Raw genomic sequence first — 17,482 nt, forward strand, 5'->3', positions numbered from 1 at the left:
GTTCGGTGGTGTCAGGCGCCGCGTCGTGCGCGGAGGACCTGCAGGCGCTCTTCGAGGAGCTCCTCGAGTTCCTCGCGCGAGCGGCGCTCGAGCAGCATGTCCCAGTGGGTGCGGGGTGCCTTCACGTCCTCTTCGGCGACCTCGACGGGGATCCCGTCGTCGCCGAGCAGGCGGCCCTCGCGACCGGAGCGCGGCTCCGACCAGGTCTGGGGGACGTCCGCATCGGCCGAGAAGACGATGTCGAACGTCTCACCCGAATCCGTCTGGTAGACCGCGCGCTTGCGATCTGAGAGCTCGACGCCCTCTTCGCTCTGGAGACTCTGACTCCCGAGCCGCATGCCGCGGAGACTCCGATCAGCCATGTGTGTGCTCCTCTCGCTCGTCTGCCCTCCACAACACTGTCCCACGCCCCATCAATCCCGTACCGGCGCATTCACAGTCCGTTCCCAGTGGCTGGGCGCGGCGGGCCCGATCAGGAGCGGGTGCGACGGCCCCAGGGTGCGCAGGCGAGGAGCACGAGGAGCCCGCCGAGGGAGAGCAGGAGCGTGATCGAGCCGGACAGGATCGACGCCGGGGTGGTGGACGTGCCGAGCGGCACGTCGGTCACCATCGACGTCGCGGTGTACTCCGGCACCCGGTCGATCGTGCGGCCGCTCGGGTCGATGACCTGCGACGCTCCGACGGTCGAGATGTTCACGAGCGACCGGCCGGTCTCGACGGCCCGCATCCGCGCGATCTCGAGCTGCTGCAGGTTCTCGTCGGTGCCCGAGAAGTCGGCGTTGTTCGTCTGCGCGAGGATCACCTGTGCTCCCCCGCGCACCATGTCGGCGGTCAGCCCGTCGTCGACGATGTCGAAGCAGATCGAGATGCCGGCACGGATGCCCGCGACGGAGAGCACGTTCGGCTTCGTCCCCGGCGTGTAGTCGCGCTGCAGCAGACCGATCAGCGACGGTGCGAGCTTGGAGAAGAACCAGCGGTCGGGCACGTACTCGCCGAACGGCACCGGACGCTTCTTGTCGTAGGACGACTGCCAGCCGTCCGCGGTCCACACGAACGACGTGTTGTGCAGCACCCCCGACGGGGTCTGCGTGATGGCACCCGCGACGATCGGGGCGTCGAGCGAGTCGACCACCGAGTCGAGGGCGGAGGCGATGACCGGCTGCTGCCGCGGGTCGTACTCCGCACCTGCCTCGGGCCACACGACCAGGTCCACACCCTTCGCGTCCACGTCCGTCGCCGCGACCTGCGCGGCCAGGACGTCGCCGGGCTCCGCACGGTCGAAGTAGCCCGCGGGACCGTTGCCCTGCACCGACTCGACCCGGATCGTGCCGCTCGTCGCGGTCGGCCACGCCGGCACGGCCAGGACCGCCGCGATGAGCAGCCCCGCCGTGGCCACCCGCACGGGCAGCCGGAGCGTCACGCCCGGCACACGGGGTGCCACGAGCGCGAGCGACACCACGACAGCGACGCAGTACACGACGATGAACGTCAGCCCGAGGACGCCCACGTACGCGGCCAGGTGCGTGAACGGCCCCTGCGACTGCGACAGGCCCACCCGCCCCCAGGCGAAACCACCGTACGGCCAGCTCCCCGAGAACCACTCGCGTCCGGTCCAGAGTGCGGCGACGACGGCCGGGAGGCCCCACACGCGTCCGGCGGTCGAGGGCACCACACGGGCGACCCAGCGGTACGCCAGGGCGATGGCGACGCTGCCGAGCGCGAAGAACGCGGCTTCGAGCAGGGCGAGTGCGAACCACGGGACCGGGCCCAGGTAACGACCGGCCCACGAGATGGCCGGGATCCAGAACGCCGCGCCGGCGAGGTAACCGATCCACGCCGCACGCCGCGCCCGCTGCCCCACCACCGCGAGCAGCATGCAGGCGAGAGCCGGGTAGGCGAGGAACCACCACCCGGGCGACGGGAACGCGAGCGCGAAGAGGATCCCGCCGATGACGGCCAACGGCAGCGCGGCGCCCAGCGGCAACGCGGCGAACGGACCGGTCGCGACCGCCCCGCGGCCTACGGGAGCGGGCAGCCCGCGCACACTGGTCTCCGGAACCGGCACCGGGCCTCCCGTCAGACCGCCGCGTAGGCGACGATGCCGCGGCGAACCGCGTCCGTCGCCCGTCGGGCGGTCTGGGCGAGTTCGTCGTCGCCGGCGTTCCGGATCTGGTCGAGCAGGTCGATGACCTGCTTCGACCAGCGCACGAAGTCGCCGGCCGGCAGGTCGAGGGTGCGGAGGACGTCGTCGAGGGCCGAACCCGAGGCCCAGCGGAACATGCCGACGGCCATCGCCGGGGTCGGGGGCTGCGAACCGGCCAGGCGCGCCGCACGCTCGATGTCGTCGAGGCGCGACCAGATCGTCAGTGTCTCGTCGAGCGCAGGGCGGAACGCACCGCGGGGCAGGGCGTGCTCCGTGCCGGGCGCGTCCTCGCGGCGGGGCTGGTAGATGATCGTCGCGGCCATGGCGGCGAGCTGTGCCGGGGTGAGGTCCTTCCAGACCCCCGCCTCGAGGCACTCGGCGACCAGCAGGTCGCGGTCGCCGTAGATGCGCTGCAGGCGACGGCCGCCCGCTGCCACCGTGGCTTCGCCGTTGCCGGCATCCACCAGGTAGCCGAGCTCGAGCAGGACCTCGGTGACACGGTCGAACGTCGTGGCGACGGCGCCCGTGCGGGACCGGATCTGCTGGACGAGCTTGTCGTTGGCACGCTTGAGCTTCCACCAGCGCTCGGACCAGCGGGCGTGTGCCTCGCGTTCCGGGCAGGCGTGGCAGGGGTGGCGCTGCAGCTGGCGGCGGACCGCCGTGATCGCGGCCTGGCGTTCCTGGCGGGCGCCGTGCGACGCCTCGCGACCGCCGGGCACGTTCGTGCGCTCGAGGTCGGAGAGCTCACGGCGGAGTGCCGAGTACTCGGTGAAGTCGCCGAGGTGGCACTGCATCGCCTCGCGGTAGCCGTCGAGCGATTCCTGCTGCGAGCGGACCTTGCGAGCGAGGTCGACCACCGACCGGTCGGCCTGGAACTGGGCGAACGACGTCTCGAGGACCTCGCGCGTGCGCTGCCGGCCGAACTGGTCGATCAGGTTGACGGCCATGTTGTAGGTCGGCTTGAACGACGAGTTGAGCGGGTACGTGCGGCGGCTGGCCAGCGACGCGACGGCCTGCGGGTCGAGTCCGTCGGTCCACTGGATGACCGAGTGCCCCTCGACGTCGATGCCACGACGACCGGCACGACCGGTGAGCTGCGTGTACTCCCCCGGGGTGATCGGCACACGGGCTTCGCCGTTGAACTTCTCGAGCTTCTCGAGCACGACGGTGCGCGCCGGCATGTTCACGCCGAGCGCCAGGGTCTCGGTGGCGAACACGACCTTCAGGAGCTTGCGCTGGAAGAGGTTCTCGACGACCTCCTTGAAGGCGGGGAGCAGGCCGGCGTGGTGCGCCGCGACCCCTCGCTCGAGCCCCTCGAGCCACTCCCAGTAGCCGAGGACGGCCAGGTCTTCGTCGAGCAGGGTGCGGCAGTGGTACTCCGCCGTCTCGCGGATCTCGTTGCGCTCCTGCACCGTCGTCAGGGACAGGCCCGAGCGCAGGACGTTGCGGACGCCCTGGTCGCAGCCGTTGCGGCTGAACACGAAGAAGATCGCGGGCAGGAGCATCCGCTCGTCGAGCATGTGCGCGATCTGCTCGCGGTGCACCTTCTCGGTGCGGGGCCCGCGACGCTCGGGGTAGCCACCTCGACCGCGCCGGCCGCGGTGGCCGCCGCCGTTCCGCTCGCTCCGGGAACCGCCGCCGACCATGCGGAGCAGTTCCGGGTTCACGCGGTTCGTCGCCGCGGCACCGCTCGAGTCGAAGAGGTCGACCATCTTCGAACCGACCAGGACGTGCTGCTCGAGCGGCACCGGACGGTCTTCGGAGACGATGACGTCCGTGTCGCCGCGGACGGTCTGCAGCCAGTCGCCGAACTCCTCGGCGTTGGACACCGTGGCGCTGAGCGAGACCAGGCGGACCTCGGTCGGGAGGTGCAGGATGACCTCTTCCCACACGGCACCGCGGAACCGGTCGGCGAGGTAGTGCACCTCGTCGAGGACCACCCAGGCGAGGTCGTCGAGCAGGTCCGAGTCGGCGTAGATCATGTTCCGGAGCACTTCGGTCGTCATCACGACGACGCGGGCGCGGGGGTTCACGTTCGTGTCGCCGGTGAGCAGCCCGACCTCGGACTCGCCGTAGACGTCGACGAGCTCGGCGTACTTCTGGTTGCTGAGCGCCTTCATCGGCGTCGTGTAGAAGACCTTCGCCGTCGGCTGGCGCATGGCGAGCCAGATGGCGAACTCGGCCACGATCGTCTTGCCGGCTCCGGTCGGGGCGGCGACCAGGACGCTGCGGCCCTGGTCGAGCGAGTCGCAGGCGGCGAACTGGAACGGGTCGAGGTCGAACCGCAGGTCCGTCCGGAAGAGCTCGAGGTTGCGCGACCGGTTGCGCACCTTGGCCGCGGCGAACCGCTCGGCCGCACTCGTGCCACTCACAGGTCGTACTCCTCGTCGAGCTTCGCCTGGCGCTTGGCCAGACGGCGGTCGTGGATCCACGCGATGAAGCAGGCCGCGACGTACAGCACGGTCATCGGGATGGCCAGCAGGAACATCGAGATGACGTCGGCACTCGGCGTGACGATGGCGCAGAAGACCAGGATGCAGAGGATCGCGACGCGCCAGCTCTTGATGATCGCGGAGGCCGACAGCACCCCGACGAAGTTCAGCAGCACGATGAACACCGGCAGCACGAACGCGATGCCCACCGCGACGATGAGCTTGATGACGAAGTCGTAGTACGCCTTCGCATCGACGATCGAGGTGTCCTGGCTCGACACGAAGCTGCCGAGGATGCCGACCACGTGCGGCAGGATGTACCACCCGAAGTAGCACCCGGCGAAGAACAACGGGATCGCGGTGCCGAGGAAGCCCCAGACGTACTGCCGCTCGCGCCGGACGAGCGCAGGCACGATGAACGCCCAGATCTGGTACAGCCAGACCGGGCTTGCGATGACGACGCCGATGGTGATTGCGATCTGCAGCTTGAGGTCGAACGCCCCGGTGATCATCGGGAAGTTCAGCTCGGCCGTGTGTCCGCCGACCTTGGCGAGCTCGGTCACCGGTGCCCGGAGCGCGTCGAGCACCCACGGGGTGAGGAACCAGCCGCCGATCGCACCGACGACGATCGCCACGACTGCGCGGAAGAGACGGTTGCGCAGCTCGATGAGGTGCTGCCCGAGCGACATGCGGCCTTCGGCGTCGGTCTTCTGGCGCCCCTGCCGCTTCGCTCGCCCGCGCGCGGTCGTCGAAGCCATGTGCTCGATCTTACGGGGTCGGGACCGACAGTCCGCCGGGGGTCGGTGCGGCCGCGTGGCGGGTGGGTGGCGGGCGGGCGTGTGGCGAGCGGGCGGGATCGGGTGTACCTGGCGAGATCGGGCGTACCTGGTCGGAGCAACACACCAGGTAGGCCCGGAACCATCAGGTACCCGAGGTCCGCCGTGCGAGATCGGGCGTGCCGTGCGAGATCGGGCATACCTGGCGGGTTCGGGCATATCTGGCGGGAACGGGCATACCGCGTCGGAAGATCACACCAGGTACGCCCGGAACGACCAGCTACCCGAGCTTCACCGGCGGGATCGGGCGTGCCTGCGACATCGGGCGTACCTGGTGAGATCGGGCATACCTGGCGGGAACGGGCGTACCTGGTCGGAAGATCACACCAGCTACGCCCGGAACGACCAGGTACCCGAGGTCCACCGTACGAGGTCGGGCGTACCTGGCGGGAACGGGCATACCGGGTCGGAAGATCACACCAGCTACGCCCGGAACGACCAGGTACCCGAGGTCCACCGTGCGAGATCGGGCGTACCGTGCGAGATCGGGCGTACCGTGCGAGATCGGGCGTACCGTGCGAGATCAGGCGTACCTGGCGAGATCAGGCATACCTGGCGAGATCAGGCATACCTGGCGGGATCAGGCATACCTGGCGGGATCGGGCGTACCCGGTCGGAACGTGCAGTGCTCGAACGGGCCGCAGCGGCAGACGTCAGCCGGCGGCGAGGGCCGCGGCCGCGAAGTCGCGCACGGCGTCACGAGCGGCGGGCGGGTCGAGCACCACGGCACGACCAGGCAACCCGGCGACGAGCCGGACCACCCCATCGAACCCGTGCGACGCCGCGAGCCGGATGCGCACACGACCGTCACCGTCGGGCGCGTCGGCGGTGTCGGACAGGAAGTCGGCGACCAGGGGCAGCGACGTCGAGTCGAGTTCCACCGTGACGATGACATCGTCGGCGGCCTGCTGGAACAGCGTGTCCGGGATGACGACCTGGTCGATCGTCTTCTCGGCCGGGCGGTCGTCGACCCGCGCCTCGGACATCCGGTCGAGCCGGAACGTCCGGAGTGCCTGCCGGTCGAGGTCCCACGCGCGCAGGTACCAGTCGGTGTCGATGGACTCGACCCGGAGCGGGTCGACCCGTCGGGTGCCGCCCTGGGTGCGCGGTCCGGCGTACTCGAAGACCAGGCCGCGGCCGTCGGACATCGCCCGCCGGATGGTGGCGAGGGCGACGTCGTGCAGGTCCTGCCCGACGGCGACGGTCGACGCCGCTCCCCCGGCACCGCGGGACAGCTTGGCCATCAGCGCGCGGATGGCGTCACGGTCGGCGGCTTCGGGCAGCGCGGACAGGTACTGCAGGCCCGCGATGAGTGCCGAGGCCTCACGAGCGGACAGCCGCGGTGAGTCGTCGATCGCCACGAGGTTGGTCAGCACGATCATGTCGTTCTGGTCGAAGTCGTCCCAGGCGATGTCGAACAGGTCGCCGTGCTGGTACTGCATCGTCTCGCCGGGAACCCCGGACACCGCGATGAGTTCGACGGCACGCCGGATGCGGGCCTCGGGCACACCGAAGTGCCGAGCGGCCTCGGCCACCGAGACTCGCTCGCGGTCGATCAGGTACGGCACCAGGGCGAGCAGGAACGCGAGCTTGTCCTGCGCCTGCAGGGGTTGGGCGTCAGCCACGAACGGGGTCCTCTCCGGGGGCTGCTGCAGGGTCGTCGTCGGTGTGGTCGCGCACGAGTGCGCGGAGGCGCTCGTCGACCCGCGACCGCAGGTCGTCGGGCTCGAGCACCCGGACCTCGGGCCCGAAGGCGGCGAGTTCCTCGGCGAGGATCTGCGGGTCGACGTGGTGCAGCACGAGCGCGCCGTCGGCGTCGGTCTCGGTGTCGCGGCGACGGGTGAGTCGGCGTTCGGCGTCGGAACCCGGCGTCACGGCGATGCGCGCGGTGCGCTCGGCCCAGATCCGCTCGAGCTCGGCGAGGGTGCGCTCCCCCGCGCCGACGGGAGCGGTGTGCTGCCCGACCTCGTACTGGGTGACGGGTCCGACGATGCGGGCCAGCAGGTAGTTCTTGTCCGAGTCCGTCGCGAACTCGTGGGCGGCGAGCATCCACCGGCCGCCGTGCTGCACCAGGGCGAGTGGAGCCACTTCGCGCCGACGGGCGTCGTGCTGCCCCGGGGTGATGTAGTCGAAGCGAACTGCGGCGCCGCGGTCGAGCGCGGAACGGAGCGGCTCGAAGGACGCATCCCGAGCCCGGAGCCGCGGGGCGTACGCATCGACCCCGAGCTGCAGGGCACCGTCGTCGTCCTCGGCGCCGGCCGAGCGGACCTTCAGCAGGCCACGGCGGGAGTCGGCGGACAGTGCGCCTTCGCGCCAGGCCATCGCGGCCAGGGACAGCAGCGCGGATTCGTCCGGGGTGAAGCGGACGTCGACGGGCAGGTCGTACTCACCCTTCGGGATCCGGTACCGGAGCGTCTGGTTGTTGCCCGCGGCACCCGGGGTCTCGATGGTCTCGAGGGGGATGCCGAGCTCGCGGACGTCGTCCTTGTCGCGTTCGAACTGGCGCTCGAGCGAGGCGTTGTCGCCACCGGTCGAGAACCGCTGCCGGTACCCCTGCACGTTGGCCAGGATCTCGGCCTTGGTCAGCCCGGACTCCGTCGAGAGCAGCGCGAGCACGAGGCTGAACAGCCGCTCCTCGGCGGGCACACGGGGCACACGGGTCGCTGGCACGAGCCGATCCTACGGCAGCGCGGGTGCACCGGAGTGCACCCGCGCCGCGGTCCGTGGACGGTCGGACCGGGTCAGTTCGAGATCGCCCCGAGGACGTCGATCACGTACGCGTACGCGGTCCCCTGCTGGTTGACGATGGCCAGGACCTGGTCGCCGACGTGGTGCCCGACGATGGCGGTCCGGACGCCCTCGTCGACCTGGCCCTTGGTGAGCGGGATGGCCTGCGCGCCGGAACCGTCGGTCCAGCTGGAGCCGGCGACGGACGGGTCGGCACCCCAGGTGACGGCGGTGTACTTGATGACCGCGGTGTCCTTCGCGGTGAGCTCGCGACCGTCGCCCTTGCGGAGCAGGTGCGTCTCGTTCGACTTCGGCGCGCTCCACGACGGGATCGTGATGCCGGGGGCGCCGGAGGGTGCGAGCACCACGGCCGGCATCTTGTCGCCGGCGAGCTGCGGGGTGCCGGTGGCACGGGCGTCGAACGCGCGCTTGACGTCGATGACGGCGATGACGGCGTCCTCGGTCTTCTTCGACGACGAGCTCCCAGCGGTGCCGCCGGTGCTGCTCAGGGCGCTCTTCGGCAGGGCCACCGCCAGGCGGTCGCCGACGCGGGCGCACTGCAGCGAGGCGCCGAGGGCCCCGTAGTTGCTCGCACCGGCGGTGATCGGTGCCGTCTGGCCCGAGTAGCCGCTCGTCTGGGCGACCTGCCCCGTGGAGCCGTCGACCAGGGTGTACTCGACCAGGACGGGGGTGCCGTCGTCGATCGTGCGACCGGAACCCTGCTGCAGCACGGACACCTGGGTGCCCTTGGTGGTCAGGCCCTTCGGCACGTTGACCTTCGGCTCCGAGCCGAACTTGCCGGTGGCGGTCACCGCTTCGGACGCGGCGCCGGGAGCGGCACAGCTCGAGGGCGTGGTGCCGGCACCGTTCGAGGCGCAGGCGGTGAGGGACACCGCGAGACCGATGGTGACCAGGAGTGCGGGGATGGTGCGCACGGACCCTCTTTCCGTTCGATGCAGGACGGGCACGCCGTCAGCCTACCGTTCGTCCTCGACGGCCTCGGACGGCGCCGCAGCACCATCCGCCGCCGACGACGCCTCGGCCGCCGCGACCTTGCGCGCCTGCGCCGCCGACTGCCGGGCGACCTTGCGGAGCTTCTTGTCGCTCGTCGCCCGCTCGCCCACGGCGCCGGGGGTCCAGGCCTCGATGTCCTCGTCCGAGAACTCCGCCTTGCCCGCGCGGCGCTTCAGGTTCGGCAGCACGGTGCCGTCGGCCAGGCGTCGTGCCGTGATGAGGAACCCGGTGTGCCCGACCATGCGGTGGTCCGGGCGGACGGCGAGGCCCTCGACGTGCCAGGTACGCACCAGGGTCTCGCTCGGCATCGGGTCGGTGAAGCGCCCGGTGTCGCGCAGGGCCTCGGCCGTGCGGGACAGCTGCGTGACGGTCGCGACGTAGCAGACGATGAGTCCGCCGGGCACGAGGGCGTCGGCCGCGGCGTCCACGCACTCCCACGGCGCGAGCATGTCGAGCACGACCCGGTCGATGCTCTGCGGCTCGGTCGCGTCGGGCAGCGACTCGACCAGGTCACCGACGGTGACGGACCAGTTGTCCGGGACTGCGCCGAGGAAGGTGCCGACGTTGCCCTTCGCGATCGCCGCGAACTCCTCGCGGCGCTCGAACGACTGCAGCTGCCCGGTCGGGCCGATCGCGCGGAGCAGGAACAGCGACAGCGCCCCCGAGCCGACGCCGGCCTCGACCACGCGGGCCCCGGGGAAGACGTCCGCGAAGGCCACGATCTGCGCCGCGTCCTTCGGGTAGACGATCGCGGCGCCACGCGGCATCGACATCACGTAGTCGTTGAGCAGCGGACGGAGCGCGAGGTACTCGTCACCGGTGCTCGCCCGGATGACGGAGCCGTCGGGCTGGCCGATGACGTCGTCGTGCCGCAGCACCCCGCGGTGCGTGTGGTACTCACCCGCGGTCTCGAGCGACAGCGTCGTGAGCTTGCCCTTCGGACCGGTCAGCTGGACGCGGTCGCCGGCCCGGAACGGGCCGCGCGGCGGCGTGTGCGGTGCGCCGCCCGCGGTGTGCGGGAGGGCTGCGGTCGGGTCCGCGGTCGGACTGGAGGCGCTGCTCGCGTCCGCCTCGTCGCGTGCGTCGTCGGTGTGGCTCATCGGGTGACCCCTTCGGTGTCCGCAGCGTGCGCCGGGTCCGGCACCGCGCCTCCAGAGTGCGCAGCCCGTGCGGCCAGTGCTGGCGTCGTCAACTCGACCAGACGGTCGACGTCGACCCCAGCCAGGGTGGTCAGGTGCACGTCGCCGCCGGCGATCTCGGACAGCGGGACGATGTGCTCGACGGCCACCGTGACGGCGCCGGAGGCGACGGCAGACGCGACGCCGGTGGCGGAGTCCTCGATCGCGACGCACGCGGTGGGCTCGACGCCGAGCTGCGCCGCGGCGGACAGGTACGCGTCCGGGAACGGCTTCGGGCGGTCGACGTCGTCGCCGGCCACGACGACGCGGAAGCCGCGCTCGCCCAGGGCCTCGGCGGCGACGAGCGCCATCTTGCGACGGGACATCGTGACCAGGGCGGTCGGGATGCCGCGGGCGTGGAGCTCCTCGACGAGCTCACGGGCACCCGGCCTCCAGGGCAGTTCACCGGCGCGCAGGTGCTCCATGACGTAGTCGGTCATCCACTGGATGATCTCCTCGACCTCCATGTCGACGCCCTTGGCGCGCAGGAGCTCACCGGAGCGCTCGAGACCGCTGCCCACCAGGGACAGGCCGTCCGCTTCCGTCCACTCGGCGCCGTAGCGGTTCGTCAGGTCGACCTGGGACCGCTGCCAGATCGGCTCGGTGTCGATGATCGTGCCGTCCATGTCCCACAGCACGGCTGCGGGCGGGACGAGGGCAGGAGGATGCGCGGTCACGGGCGACGAGTCTACCGGGGCCGTTCCGCTGGGCGCGGACGCGCGCGTGCGTCGACACCCCCTGGGCCTACAGTGGATGCCTGAATCGTGTCCGGCCGGGGGCATCGCTCCCGCCCCGCTCCGCTCCACCACCAGGAGGTCCGCTCCGTGCCACAGCACTCCCCCTTCAGCGACGGTCGCTTGCTCGTCGTCGCCTTCGAGGGCTGGAACGACGCCGGCGAGGCCGCGAGCGGTCTGGCGCGTCGCATCGTCGAGTCGCTCGGCCTCGACGAGTTGCGTGAGCTCGACGGCGAGCGGTACGTCGACTACCAGTTCAACCGGCCCACCGTCGGCACCGACGACAACGGCGACCGCGGCGTGCAGTGGCCCCGGATCGTGCTGCACGGACCCGGTGCCGAGGGGCGTCCGGTCATCGGCGCCACCGGCTCCCCCACCGACCGCGACGTCTTCGTCCTCGTCGGCCCGGAACCCTCGCGCACCTGGCGGGGCTTCTGCTCGGAGATCATCGACCTGGCGGACGTCTACTCGATCGACGCCGTCGTCTTCGTCGGTGCGATGCTCGCCGACGTCCCGCACACCCGGCCGATCTCGGTGTTCGTGTCGAGCGAGAACGCCGGGGTCCGCGCCGCCTTCGACGTCGACAAGTCCTCGTACGAGGGCCCGACGGGCATCCTCGGGGTCCTCGCCGACGCGATGGACAAGGCCGGCCTGACCACGCTGTCCCTGTGGGCCTCGGTGCCGCACTACGTGCACAACTCGCCCTCGCCCAAGGCCACGCTCTCGCTGCTCGACAAGATCGAGGAGCTCACTGACGTCACGGTGCCCCGTGGCTCGCTGCTCGACGACGCCACCGAGTGGGAAGAGGGCATCGACGCCCTCGCTGCCGACGACGAGGACATGGCGTCCTACATCGGGCAGCTCGAGCAGGCGCGCGACACCGTCGACTCCCCCGAGGCCTCGGGCGACGCCATCGCCCAGGAGTTCGAGCAGTACCTCCGCCGCCGTGAGCGCAAGGACGGCAAGGACGGCGGCACCGCCGGTGGCGAGGGGCCGTGGCGGCCCCAGCAGTAGCCGTCACCCGCTGACGGACAGGAGGCACGGTGCCGGCTGGCACCGTGCCTCCTGTCCGTCTGGGGCGTGCGGCGTGCGGCGAGTGGTCGCGAAATGTCGGCTGCGGCCCGCGTCGGCGACAGTTCCTGACCCCTCGGCGGCGCACACGCGACGTGTCGCGACCACACGGCGGACGGGAGGCACGGGTCGGCCCCGCCACGGGCCTCCCGCCCGGCAGCCGCGAACGGTCACGACACCCCGCTCACGTCCGGCGAGTGGTCGCAAACTGTCGGCTGCGGCCCACCTCGGCGACAGTTCCTGACCCCTCGGCGGCATGCATGCGACCGTGTCGCGGCCACACGGCGGACGAGAGGCGCGTGTCGGCCCCGCCACGGGCCTCCCGACCGGCGGCCGCGAACGGTCACGACACCCCGCTCACGGCCGGCGAGTGGTCGCGAACTGTCGGCTGCGGCCCGCCCGGGCGACAGTTCCTGACCCCTCGGCGGCGCGCACGCGACCTGTCGCGACCACACAGCGGACGGGAGGTACGGGTCGGCCCCGCCACGGGCCTCCCGACCGGCGGCCGCGAACGGTCACCACACCCCGCTCACGTCCGGCGAGTGGTCGCGAACTGTCGGCTGCCGACCGCCTCGCGACAGTTCCCGACCCCTCGTCGCCGGGCATACGGCGTGTCGCGTCAGCGCAGGTCAGGCCAGGCGGATGCCGAGCAGCGCGTCGATCAGGTCGAGGAGCTCCGGCGTGCACGCCGTGCCACCGGCGATCGCCGTGTCGACCGCGGCGACGGCACCGGGGGTGTCCAGGTCGTCGGAGACCCGCGCGCGGATGCGTGCCGCGACGTCCGCTGCGTCGTCGGCGTGCCCGGCGGAGGCTCCCGAGGCCCAGGCGTCCCAGCCGGCGAGCCGCGTCTGGGCACTCGTCAGCTCGGTGTCGAACCACTCCCAGTCGTCGGAGTACTTGTGCGACAGCAGCGCGAGCCGGATGGCACGGGGGTCGGCGCCGTCGTCGAGCAGCCCGCGCACGGTGACGAGGTTGCCGAGCGACTTCGAGATCTTCGTGCCCTGGTAGGCGATCATCCCGGTGTGCACGAACGCGTTCGCGAGCGGCTGGTGCGCGAGGGCAGCAGCGTGCCCGGCGCTCATCTCGTGGTGCGGGAAGACGAGGTCGCTCCCGCCGCCCTGCACGCTGATCGGCAGCCCGAGGCGGTCACCGGCGATGACGCTGCACTCGATGTGCCAGCCGGGGCGACCGGGGCCGATCTCGGTGTCCCAGGCCGGCTCGCCGTCACGCGCGGCGCGCCACAGCAGCGGGTCGAGCGGGTCGCGCTTGCCCGGACGATCCGGGTCGCCGCCGCGTTCGGCTGCGAGGGCGAGCATCGTCTCGCGGTCCAGGCCGCTCTCGTCGCCGAGGGTCCACGCGTCGGTGGGGCGGTTCACGTCGAAGTACAGGTCGTCGCCCTCGGCGCCGTCGGTCGGGACCTCGTACGCGTAGCCGGACTCCTGCAGGAACGAGACCGCCTCGGCGACGCGCTCGACCTCGTCGGTGACGGCCACGAAGTCGTCCGGCGGCAGGATCCGCAGCGACTCCATGTCGCGGCGGAACAGGTCGACCTGCTCAGCCGCCAGGGCACGCCAGTCGACGCCGTCGCGGGCGGCACGCTCGAGCAGCGGGTCGTCCACGTCGGTGACGTTCTGCGCGTACTCGACGTCGAGCCCGGCATCACGCCAGGCGCGGCCGAGCGTGTCGAACGCCAGGTAGGTCGCCGCGTGGCCGAGGTGCGTGGCGTCGTACGGCGTGATGCCGCAGACGTACAGCGCGGCACGGTCCTCGTCGCGGGCGGGGTCCACCGGCTTGCCCGTTGCGGTGTCGTGGACGACCGGTCGGGGCGCGGCGCCGGGGACGTCGGGGACGGATGGGGCCTGCCAGGCCCTCACGGCTGGATCACTCCGAGCGACAACAACACGATGAGCACGATACCGAGTGCGATCCGGTAAACGACGAAGGGCATGAAGCTGCGCTTGCTGATGTAGTTCATGAACGCCGCGATCACGACGAACCCGACCACGAACGCGACGACGGTCGCGATGAGCGTGTCGGCGAGTCCGAACGGCGAGCCGTGGTCGCCGAGGCTCGTCGCGGCCTCGTAGAACCCGGACAGGAACACCGCCGGGATCGCGAGCAGGAACGCGAAGCGCGCGGCCGCCGGGCGGGTGTACCCGAGGGCGAGACCCATCGACACCGTCGCACCGGAACGGGACACACCGGGCACCAGGGCGAGCATCTGCGCCAGGCCGATGAGCAGACCACCACGGAACGTCATCTGCTCGATCCGGCGCTCCTTGCGGCCCACCCTGTCGAGCACCCCGAGCACGACACCGAACACGATGAGGACGATCGCGACGATCCAGAGGGACCGGAACGTGGTCTCGATCGAGTCCTTGAGCAGGAGCCCGGCGATCCCGATCGGGATCGTGCCGAGGATCACCAGCCAGCCGAGCCGGACGTCGGGGTCGCCCTTCGGCACGTCACGCTTGACCACCGAGCGGAACCACCGCCCGATGATCCGGGTGATGTCCTTCCAGAAGTAGATGAGCACCGCGGTCTCGGTGCCGAGCTGCGTCACGGCGGTGAAGGCCGCACCGGGGTCCTTCGCGTCGGGCAGGAAGAGCCCCACGATGCGCAGGTGCGCGCTCGAGGACACGGGCAGGAACTCGGTGAGCCCCTGGACGAAGCCGAGGAAGATCGCCTCGAGGATGTGCATCGCACGGGCCTTTCGGGGGGAGGTCGGTCAGGGCACCGCCACGACGGCGACCATGAACAATATCAGTACGTGGCCAGCAGGTCGCCCAGCACCCGCCGACCGAACGCCAGCGAGTCGAGCGGCACCCGCTCGTCCACGCCGTGGAACATCGCGGGGAAGTCGACACCGGCCGGCAGCTGCAGCGGCACGAACCCGTACCCCGCGATGCCGAGCGTCGAGAGCGCCTTGTTGTCGGTGCCGCCGGACAGCAGGTACGGCAGGACCGGTGCGCCCGGGTCGTGCCGGCCGAGGACGTCGCGGACGGCGTCGACCAGCGGGCCGCCGAAGTCCTGCTCGAGGCCGATGTCGCGGAACGACATGACCACCTCGACGTCGGGCCCGGCGAGCTCCCGCACCCGCTCGAGCACGGCCTCCTCGTCACCCGGCAGGCAGCGGATGTCGACCAGCGCCTCGGCGGCGTCGGGGATGACGTTGTGCTTGTAGCCGGCGGTCAGCACCGTCGGGTTCGACGTGGTGTGCAGCGCGGCGTGGATGAACCGCGACGCCGAGCCGGTGGCCAGGGCGACCTCGTCCGGGCCCGTGACCGTCGGGTCGACCCCGAGGAACCGTGCCACCTCGGCCACCATCGCGTCCGTCGTGGCCGAGAGCCGGACGGGCCACTCCTCGCTGCCGATCCGGGCGACCGCCGCCGCGAGCTTCGTGACGGCGTTGTCGCGGATCACGTGCGAGCCGTGGGCAGCGGTGCCGCGCGCGATCAGCTTCACCCACATGAGCGCCTTCTCGCCGGTCTGCAGCAGGTAGGCGCGACGGTCACCGAGCGTGATCGAGTACCCGCCGACCTCGCTGATTGCCGCCGACGCCCCCGCGAAGACCTCCGGGTGCTGGTCGACCACGTGGTGGGACCCCAGGACTCCCCCGGCCTCTTCGTCGGCGAAGTACGCGATCACCAGGTCACGCTCCGGCGCACCGTGCTGTTCGATGACGTCCGCCAGCGACGTGAGCATCATCGCGTCCATGTTCTTCATGTCGACGGCGCCCCGCCCCCACAGCGAACCGTCCTTGACCACACCGCCGAACGGGTCGACCGACCAGTTCGCCGGGTCCGCCGGCACCACGTCGAGGTGCCCGTGGACCACGAGCGCCGGCTTGTCACGGTTCCGACCCGGCACCCGCGCCACGACGCTCACCCGGTCCGGCTCCGACTCGAACAACTGCGGCTCGAGACCCAGCGCGCGGAGCTTGTCCTCGACGTAGTGAGCTGCCTCCGTCTCACCACGGGACTTCCCCTCGCCCCAGTTCGTCGTGTCGATGCGGATGAGGTCGCGGGCGATCGCCGCGGTGGCCTCGAGCTCGGGCACGGACTGCGGCTCGGAGGGCTCCGGGTTCGTCATGGCTCCACGGTATCGGTCGGCACCGACCCCGTCGCCGGGACAGCGCGCGCAGGACTCGCCCGGGATGCGCGACCGTGTTCATCGCGCGTTCAGACCCGTGCTAGTGTCTTCTCTCGGCAGGAACGCCGGGTTCAACCCGGGAAACAGACACCAGACACCCTGTCCGGGTGGCGGAATTGGTAGACGCGCTAGCTTGAGGTGCTAGTGCCCGTATTAGGGCGTAGGGGTTCAAGTCCCCTCTCGGACACAGGAAATGCGTGCCCCCTGACCTTTCGGTCGGGGGGCATTTTCTGTTGTGTCTTCCCGGCGAGTGCCGCCATCGCTGCGCTCAGGGCGTCACCGCCTCTGGGGCGCCACCTCGCTGCGCTCAGGGCGACCACGTGCCACCTCGCTGCGCTCAAGGCGACCACGTGCCACTTCGCTGCGCTCAGGGCGATCCACGGGCGCGCCACCTCGCTTCGCTCAGGACGTTCTCCGCGCAGCGTCGGTGCGCGCGGGTGGACGCGGGACGTGCGGACTGGAGGCGCGGGGCGGGGCCGCAACGCGCCTCCAGGCCGGAACGTACGCACGTCGGAGGCCGGTGCAGGGTTGCGCACTCCGTGTGACGGGACAACGTCGCACCGAGTGGGCAACGCCGCACCATGGTGCAGGCCAGGCGGCGCGCGCGGTCATCGCGAGCGGCGCACCCGCCGCACCACCAGCACGACGGCGCCGAGGGCAGCCAGCCAGCCCCAGTTCGCGACCACCGGGTCGAGCACCTGGTGCCGCCAGTCCGACCGACTCGACCCCAGGCGCGACGCAACGGGGCGGTTCCCACGCTCCGCCGCGACGCCGGTCTCGCTGATCACCCGGTCCGGGCGACCCCGGAGCGCATCGGTCATCCGGTGCGTCGCGACGTCCAGGCGGTCCCCGACGACGAGCAACATCCAGTGCGCCAGGCGCCCCTCGCTGAACCGCCGGTAGGCGTACCGCCGGACGATTCCGGCGACACCGTGCAGGGGCTGCGCGGTGCCGAACACCGGCGTCACGTGGGCGTGCTCGATCGAGCGCTCCCGGCCGTGCGCACCGTCCTGCTGCGGCGGGCGGTCCCAGTGGGCTCCGGTGGCCGAACCGGCCTCGCGCGAGAGCTTCGGAACGGACGGCCGGTCCGCCGGGTCGAGGTCGCTCCCCCACCCCGGGATGCGGGCACGGAGTTCCTCGGCCGACGGCACCCGACGGGGCGGATCGGCGATGTACGGGGTGTGGTCGGACATGT

At 71.4% G+C, this 17,482-nt stretch carries 14 protein-coding genes and 1 tRNA gene; 2 read left to right on the forward strand and 13 right to left on the reverse strand.

Going from position 1 to position 17,482, the window contains the following annotated elements; genetic code table 11:
• Positions 1 to 11: 11 nt before the first annotated feature.
• From DEJ11_RS09630 to DEJ11_RS09670, 9 genes are all read right to left on the reverse strand, one after another.
• Positions 12 to 362 (reverse strand): RNA polymerase-binding protein RbpA, encoded by a 351-nt coding sequence (locus DEJ11_RS09630; RefSeq protein ID WP_027465636.1) that lies wholly within the window; start codon positions 360 to 362, stop codon positions 12 to 14.
• 110 nt (positions 363 to 472) lie between these two features.
• The gene (lnt, locus tag DEJ11_RS09635) at positions 473 to 2,065 is read right to left on the reverse strand and encodes an apolipoprotein N-acyltransferase (RefSeq protein ID WP_258375407.1); all 1,593 of its coding nucleotides are present in this window, start codon (positions 2,063 to 2,065) and stop codon (positions 473 to 475) included.
• An 11-nt stretch (positions 2,066 to 2,076) separates the two neighbouring features.
• Positions 2,077 to 4,515, reverse strand: a complete 2,439-nt coding sequence (locus DEJ11_RS09640; RefSeq protein WP_071244709.1) for a DEAD/DEAH box helicase — start codon at positions 4,513 to 4,515, stop codon at positions 2,077 to 2,079.
• A complete protein-coding gene (tatC, locus tag DEJ11_RS09645) occupies positions 4,512 to 5,264 on the reverse strand; it encodes a twin-arginine translocase subunit TatC (protein ID WP_110863923.1) in 753 nt (250 codons plus the stop codon). The genes DEJ11_RS09640 and tatC overlap by 4 nt, the downstream gene beginning before the upstream one ends.
• A gap of 800 nt (positions 5,265 to 6,064) precedes the next feature.
• Entirely contained in the window at positions 6,065 to 7,036 is a 972-nt protein-coding gene (locus DEJ11_RS09650) for a helix-turn-helix transcriptional regulator (protein ID WP_071244904.1), read from the reverse strand.
• On the reverse strand, positions 7,029 to 8,081 hold the full coding sequence (locus DEJ11_RS09655; protein ID WP_071403785.1) for a helix-turn-helix transcriptional regulator: 1,053 nt from the start codon (positions 8,079 to 8,081) through the stop codon (positions 7,029 to 7,031). Before DEJ11_RS09655 ends, DEJ11_RS09650 begins: the two co-directional genes overlap by 8 nt.
• 71 nt (positions 8,082 to 8,152) lie before the next feature.
• Positions 8,153 to 9,073 carry an FKBP-type peptidyl-prolyl cis-trans isomerase gene (locus tag DEJ11_RS09660; RefSeq protein WP_084740364.1) on the reverse strand — a complete coding sequence of 307 codons (921 nt, stop codon included), beginning with the start codon at positions 9,071 to 9,073 and terminating at the stop codon, positions 8,153 to 8,155.
• Positions 9,074 to 9,115: 42 nt separating this feature from the next.
• The gene (locus tag DEJ11_RS09665; RefSeq protein ID WP_111103611.1) at positions 9,116 to 10,252 is read right to left on the reverse strand and encodes a tRNA (adenine-N1)-methyltransferase; all 1,137 of its coding nucleotides are present in this window, start codon (positions 10,250 to 10,252) and stop codon (positions 9,116 to 9,118) included.
• Positions 10,249 to 11,007, reverse strand: a complete 759-nt coding sequence (locus tag DEJ11_RS09670) for an HAD family hydrolase (protein ID WP_258375408.1) — start codon at positions 11,005 to 11,007, stop codon at positions 10,249 to 10,251. The genes DEJ11_RS09665 and DEJ11_RS09670 overlap by 4 nt, the downstream gene beginning before the upstream one ends.
• Positions 11,008 to 11,154: 147 nt before the next feature.
• Here DEJ11_RS09670 and DEJ11_RS09675 point away from each other — a divergent pair, with 147 nt between their 5' ends.
• Positions 11,155 to 12,078 (forward strand): proteasome assembly chaperone family protein, encoded by a 924-nt coding sequence (locus DEJ11_RS09675; protein WP_027465645.1) that lies wholly within the window; start codon positions 11,155 to 11,157, stop codon positions 12,076 to 12,078.
• Positions 12,079 to 12,764: 686 nt separating this feature from the next.
• On the opposite strand, the gene mshC is transcribed toward DEJ11_RS09675, so the two are convergent.
• The 3 genes from mshC to DEJ11_RS09690 all read right to left on the reverse strand — a co-directional run bounded on the left by mshC (position 12,765) and on the right by DEJ11_RS09690 (position 16,227).
• Positions 12,765 to 14,009 carry a cysteine--1-D-myo-inosityl 2-amino-2-deoxy-alpha-D-glucopyranoside ligase gene (gene mshC / locus DEJ11_RS09680; RefSeq protein WP_111025031.1) on the reverse strand — a complete coding sequence of 415 codons (1,245 nt, stop codon included), beginning with the start codon at positions 14,007 to 14,009 and terminating at the stop codon, positions 12,765 to 12,767.
• Positions 14,006 to 14,836, reverse strand: coding sequence for an undecaprenyl-diphosphate phosphatase (locus DEJ11_RS09685; RefSeq protein WP_111055572.1), 831 nt, complete (start codon positions 14,834 to 14,836; stop codon positions 14,006 to 14,008). The genes mshC and DEJ11_RS09685 overlap by 4 nt, the downstream gene beginning before the upstream one ends.
• A 62-nt stretch (positions 14,837 to 14,898) precedes the next feature.
• Positions 14,899 to 16,227: a M20/M25/M40 family metallo-hydrolase gene (locus tag DEJ11_RS09690; protein WP_111103613.1), complete on the reverse strand. Its 1,329-nt coding sequence runs from the start codon at positions 16,225 to 16,227 to the stop codon at positions 14,899 to 14,901.
• A 161-nt stretch (positions 16,228 to 16,388) separates the two neighbouring features.
• On the opposite strand from DEJ11_RS09690, the gene DEJ11_RS09695 reads away from it, so the two are divergent.
• Positions 16,389 to 16,474 (forward strand) — tRNA-Leu (locus tag DEJ11_RS09695).
• 421 nt (positions 16,475 to 16,895) lie between these two features.
• On the opposite strand, the gene DEJ11_RS09700 is transcribed toward DEJ11_RS09695, so the two are convergent.
• Positions 16,896 to 17,480, reverse strand: coding sequence for a hypothetical protein (locus DEJ11_RS09700; protein WP_111103615.1), 585 nt, complete (start codon positions 17,478 to 17,480; stop codon positions 16,896 to 16,898).
• Positions 17,481 to 17,482: the final 2 nt, after the last annotated feature.

This window comes from Curtobacterium sp. MCLR17_058 (assembly GCF_003234705.2).
GTDB lineage: Bacteria > Actinomycetota > Actinomycetes > Actinomycetales > Microbacteriaceae > Curtobacterium > Curtobacterium flaccumfaciens.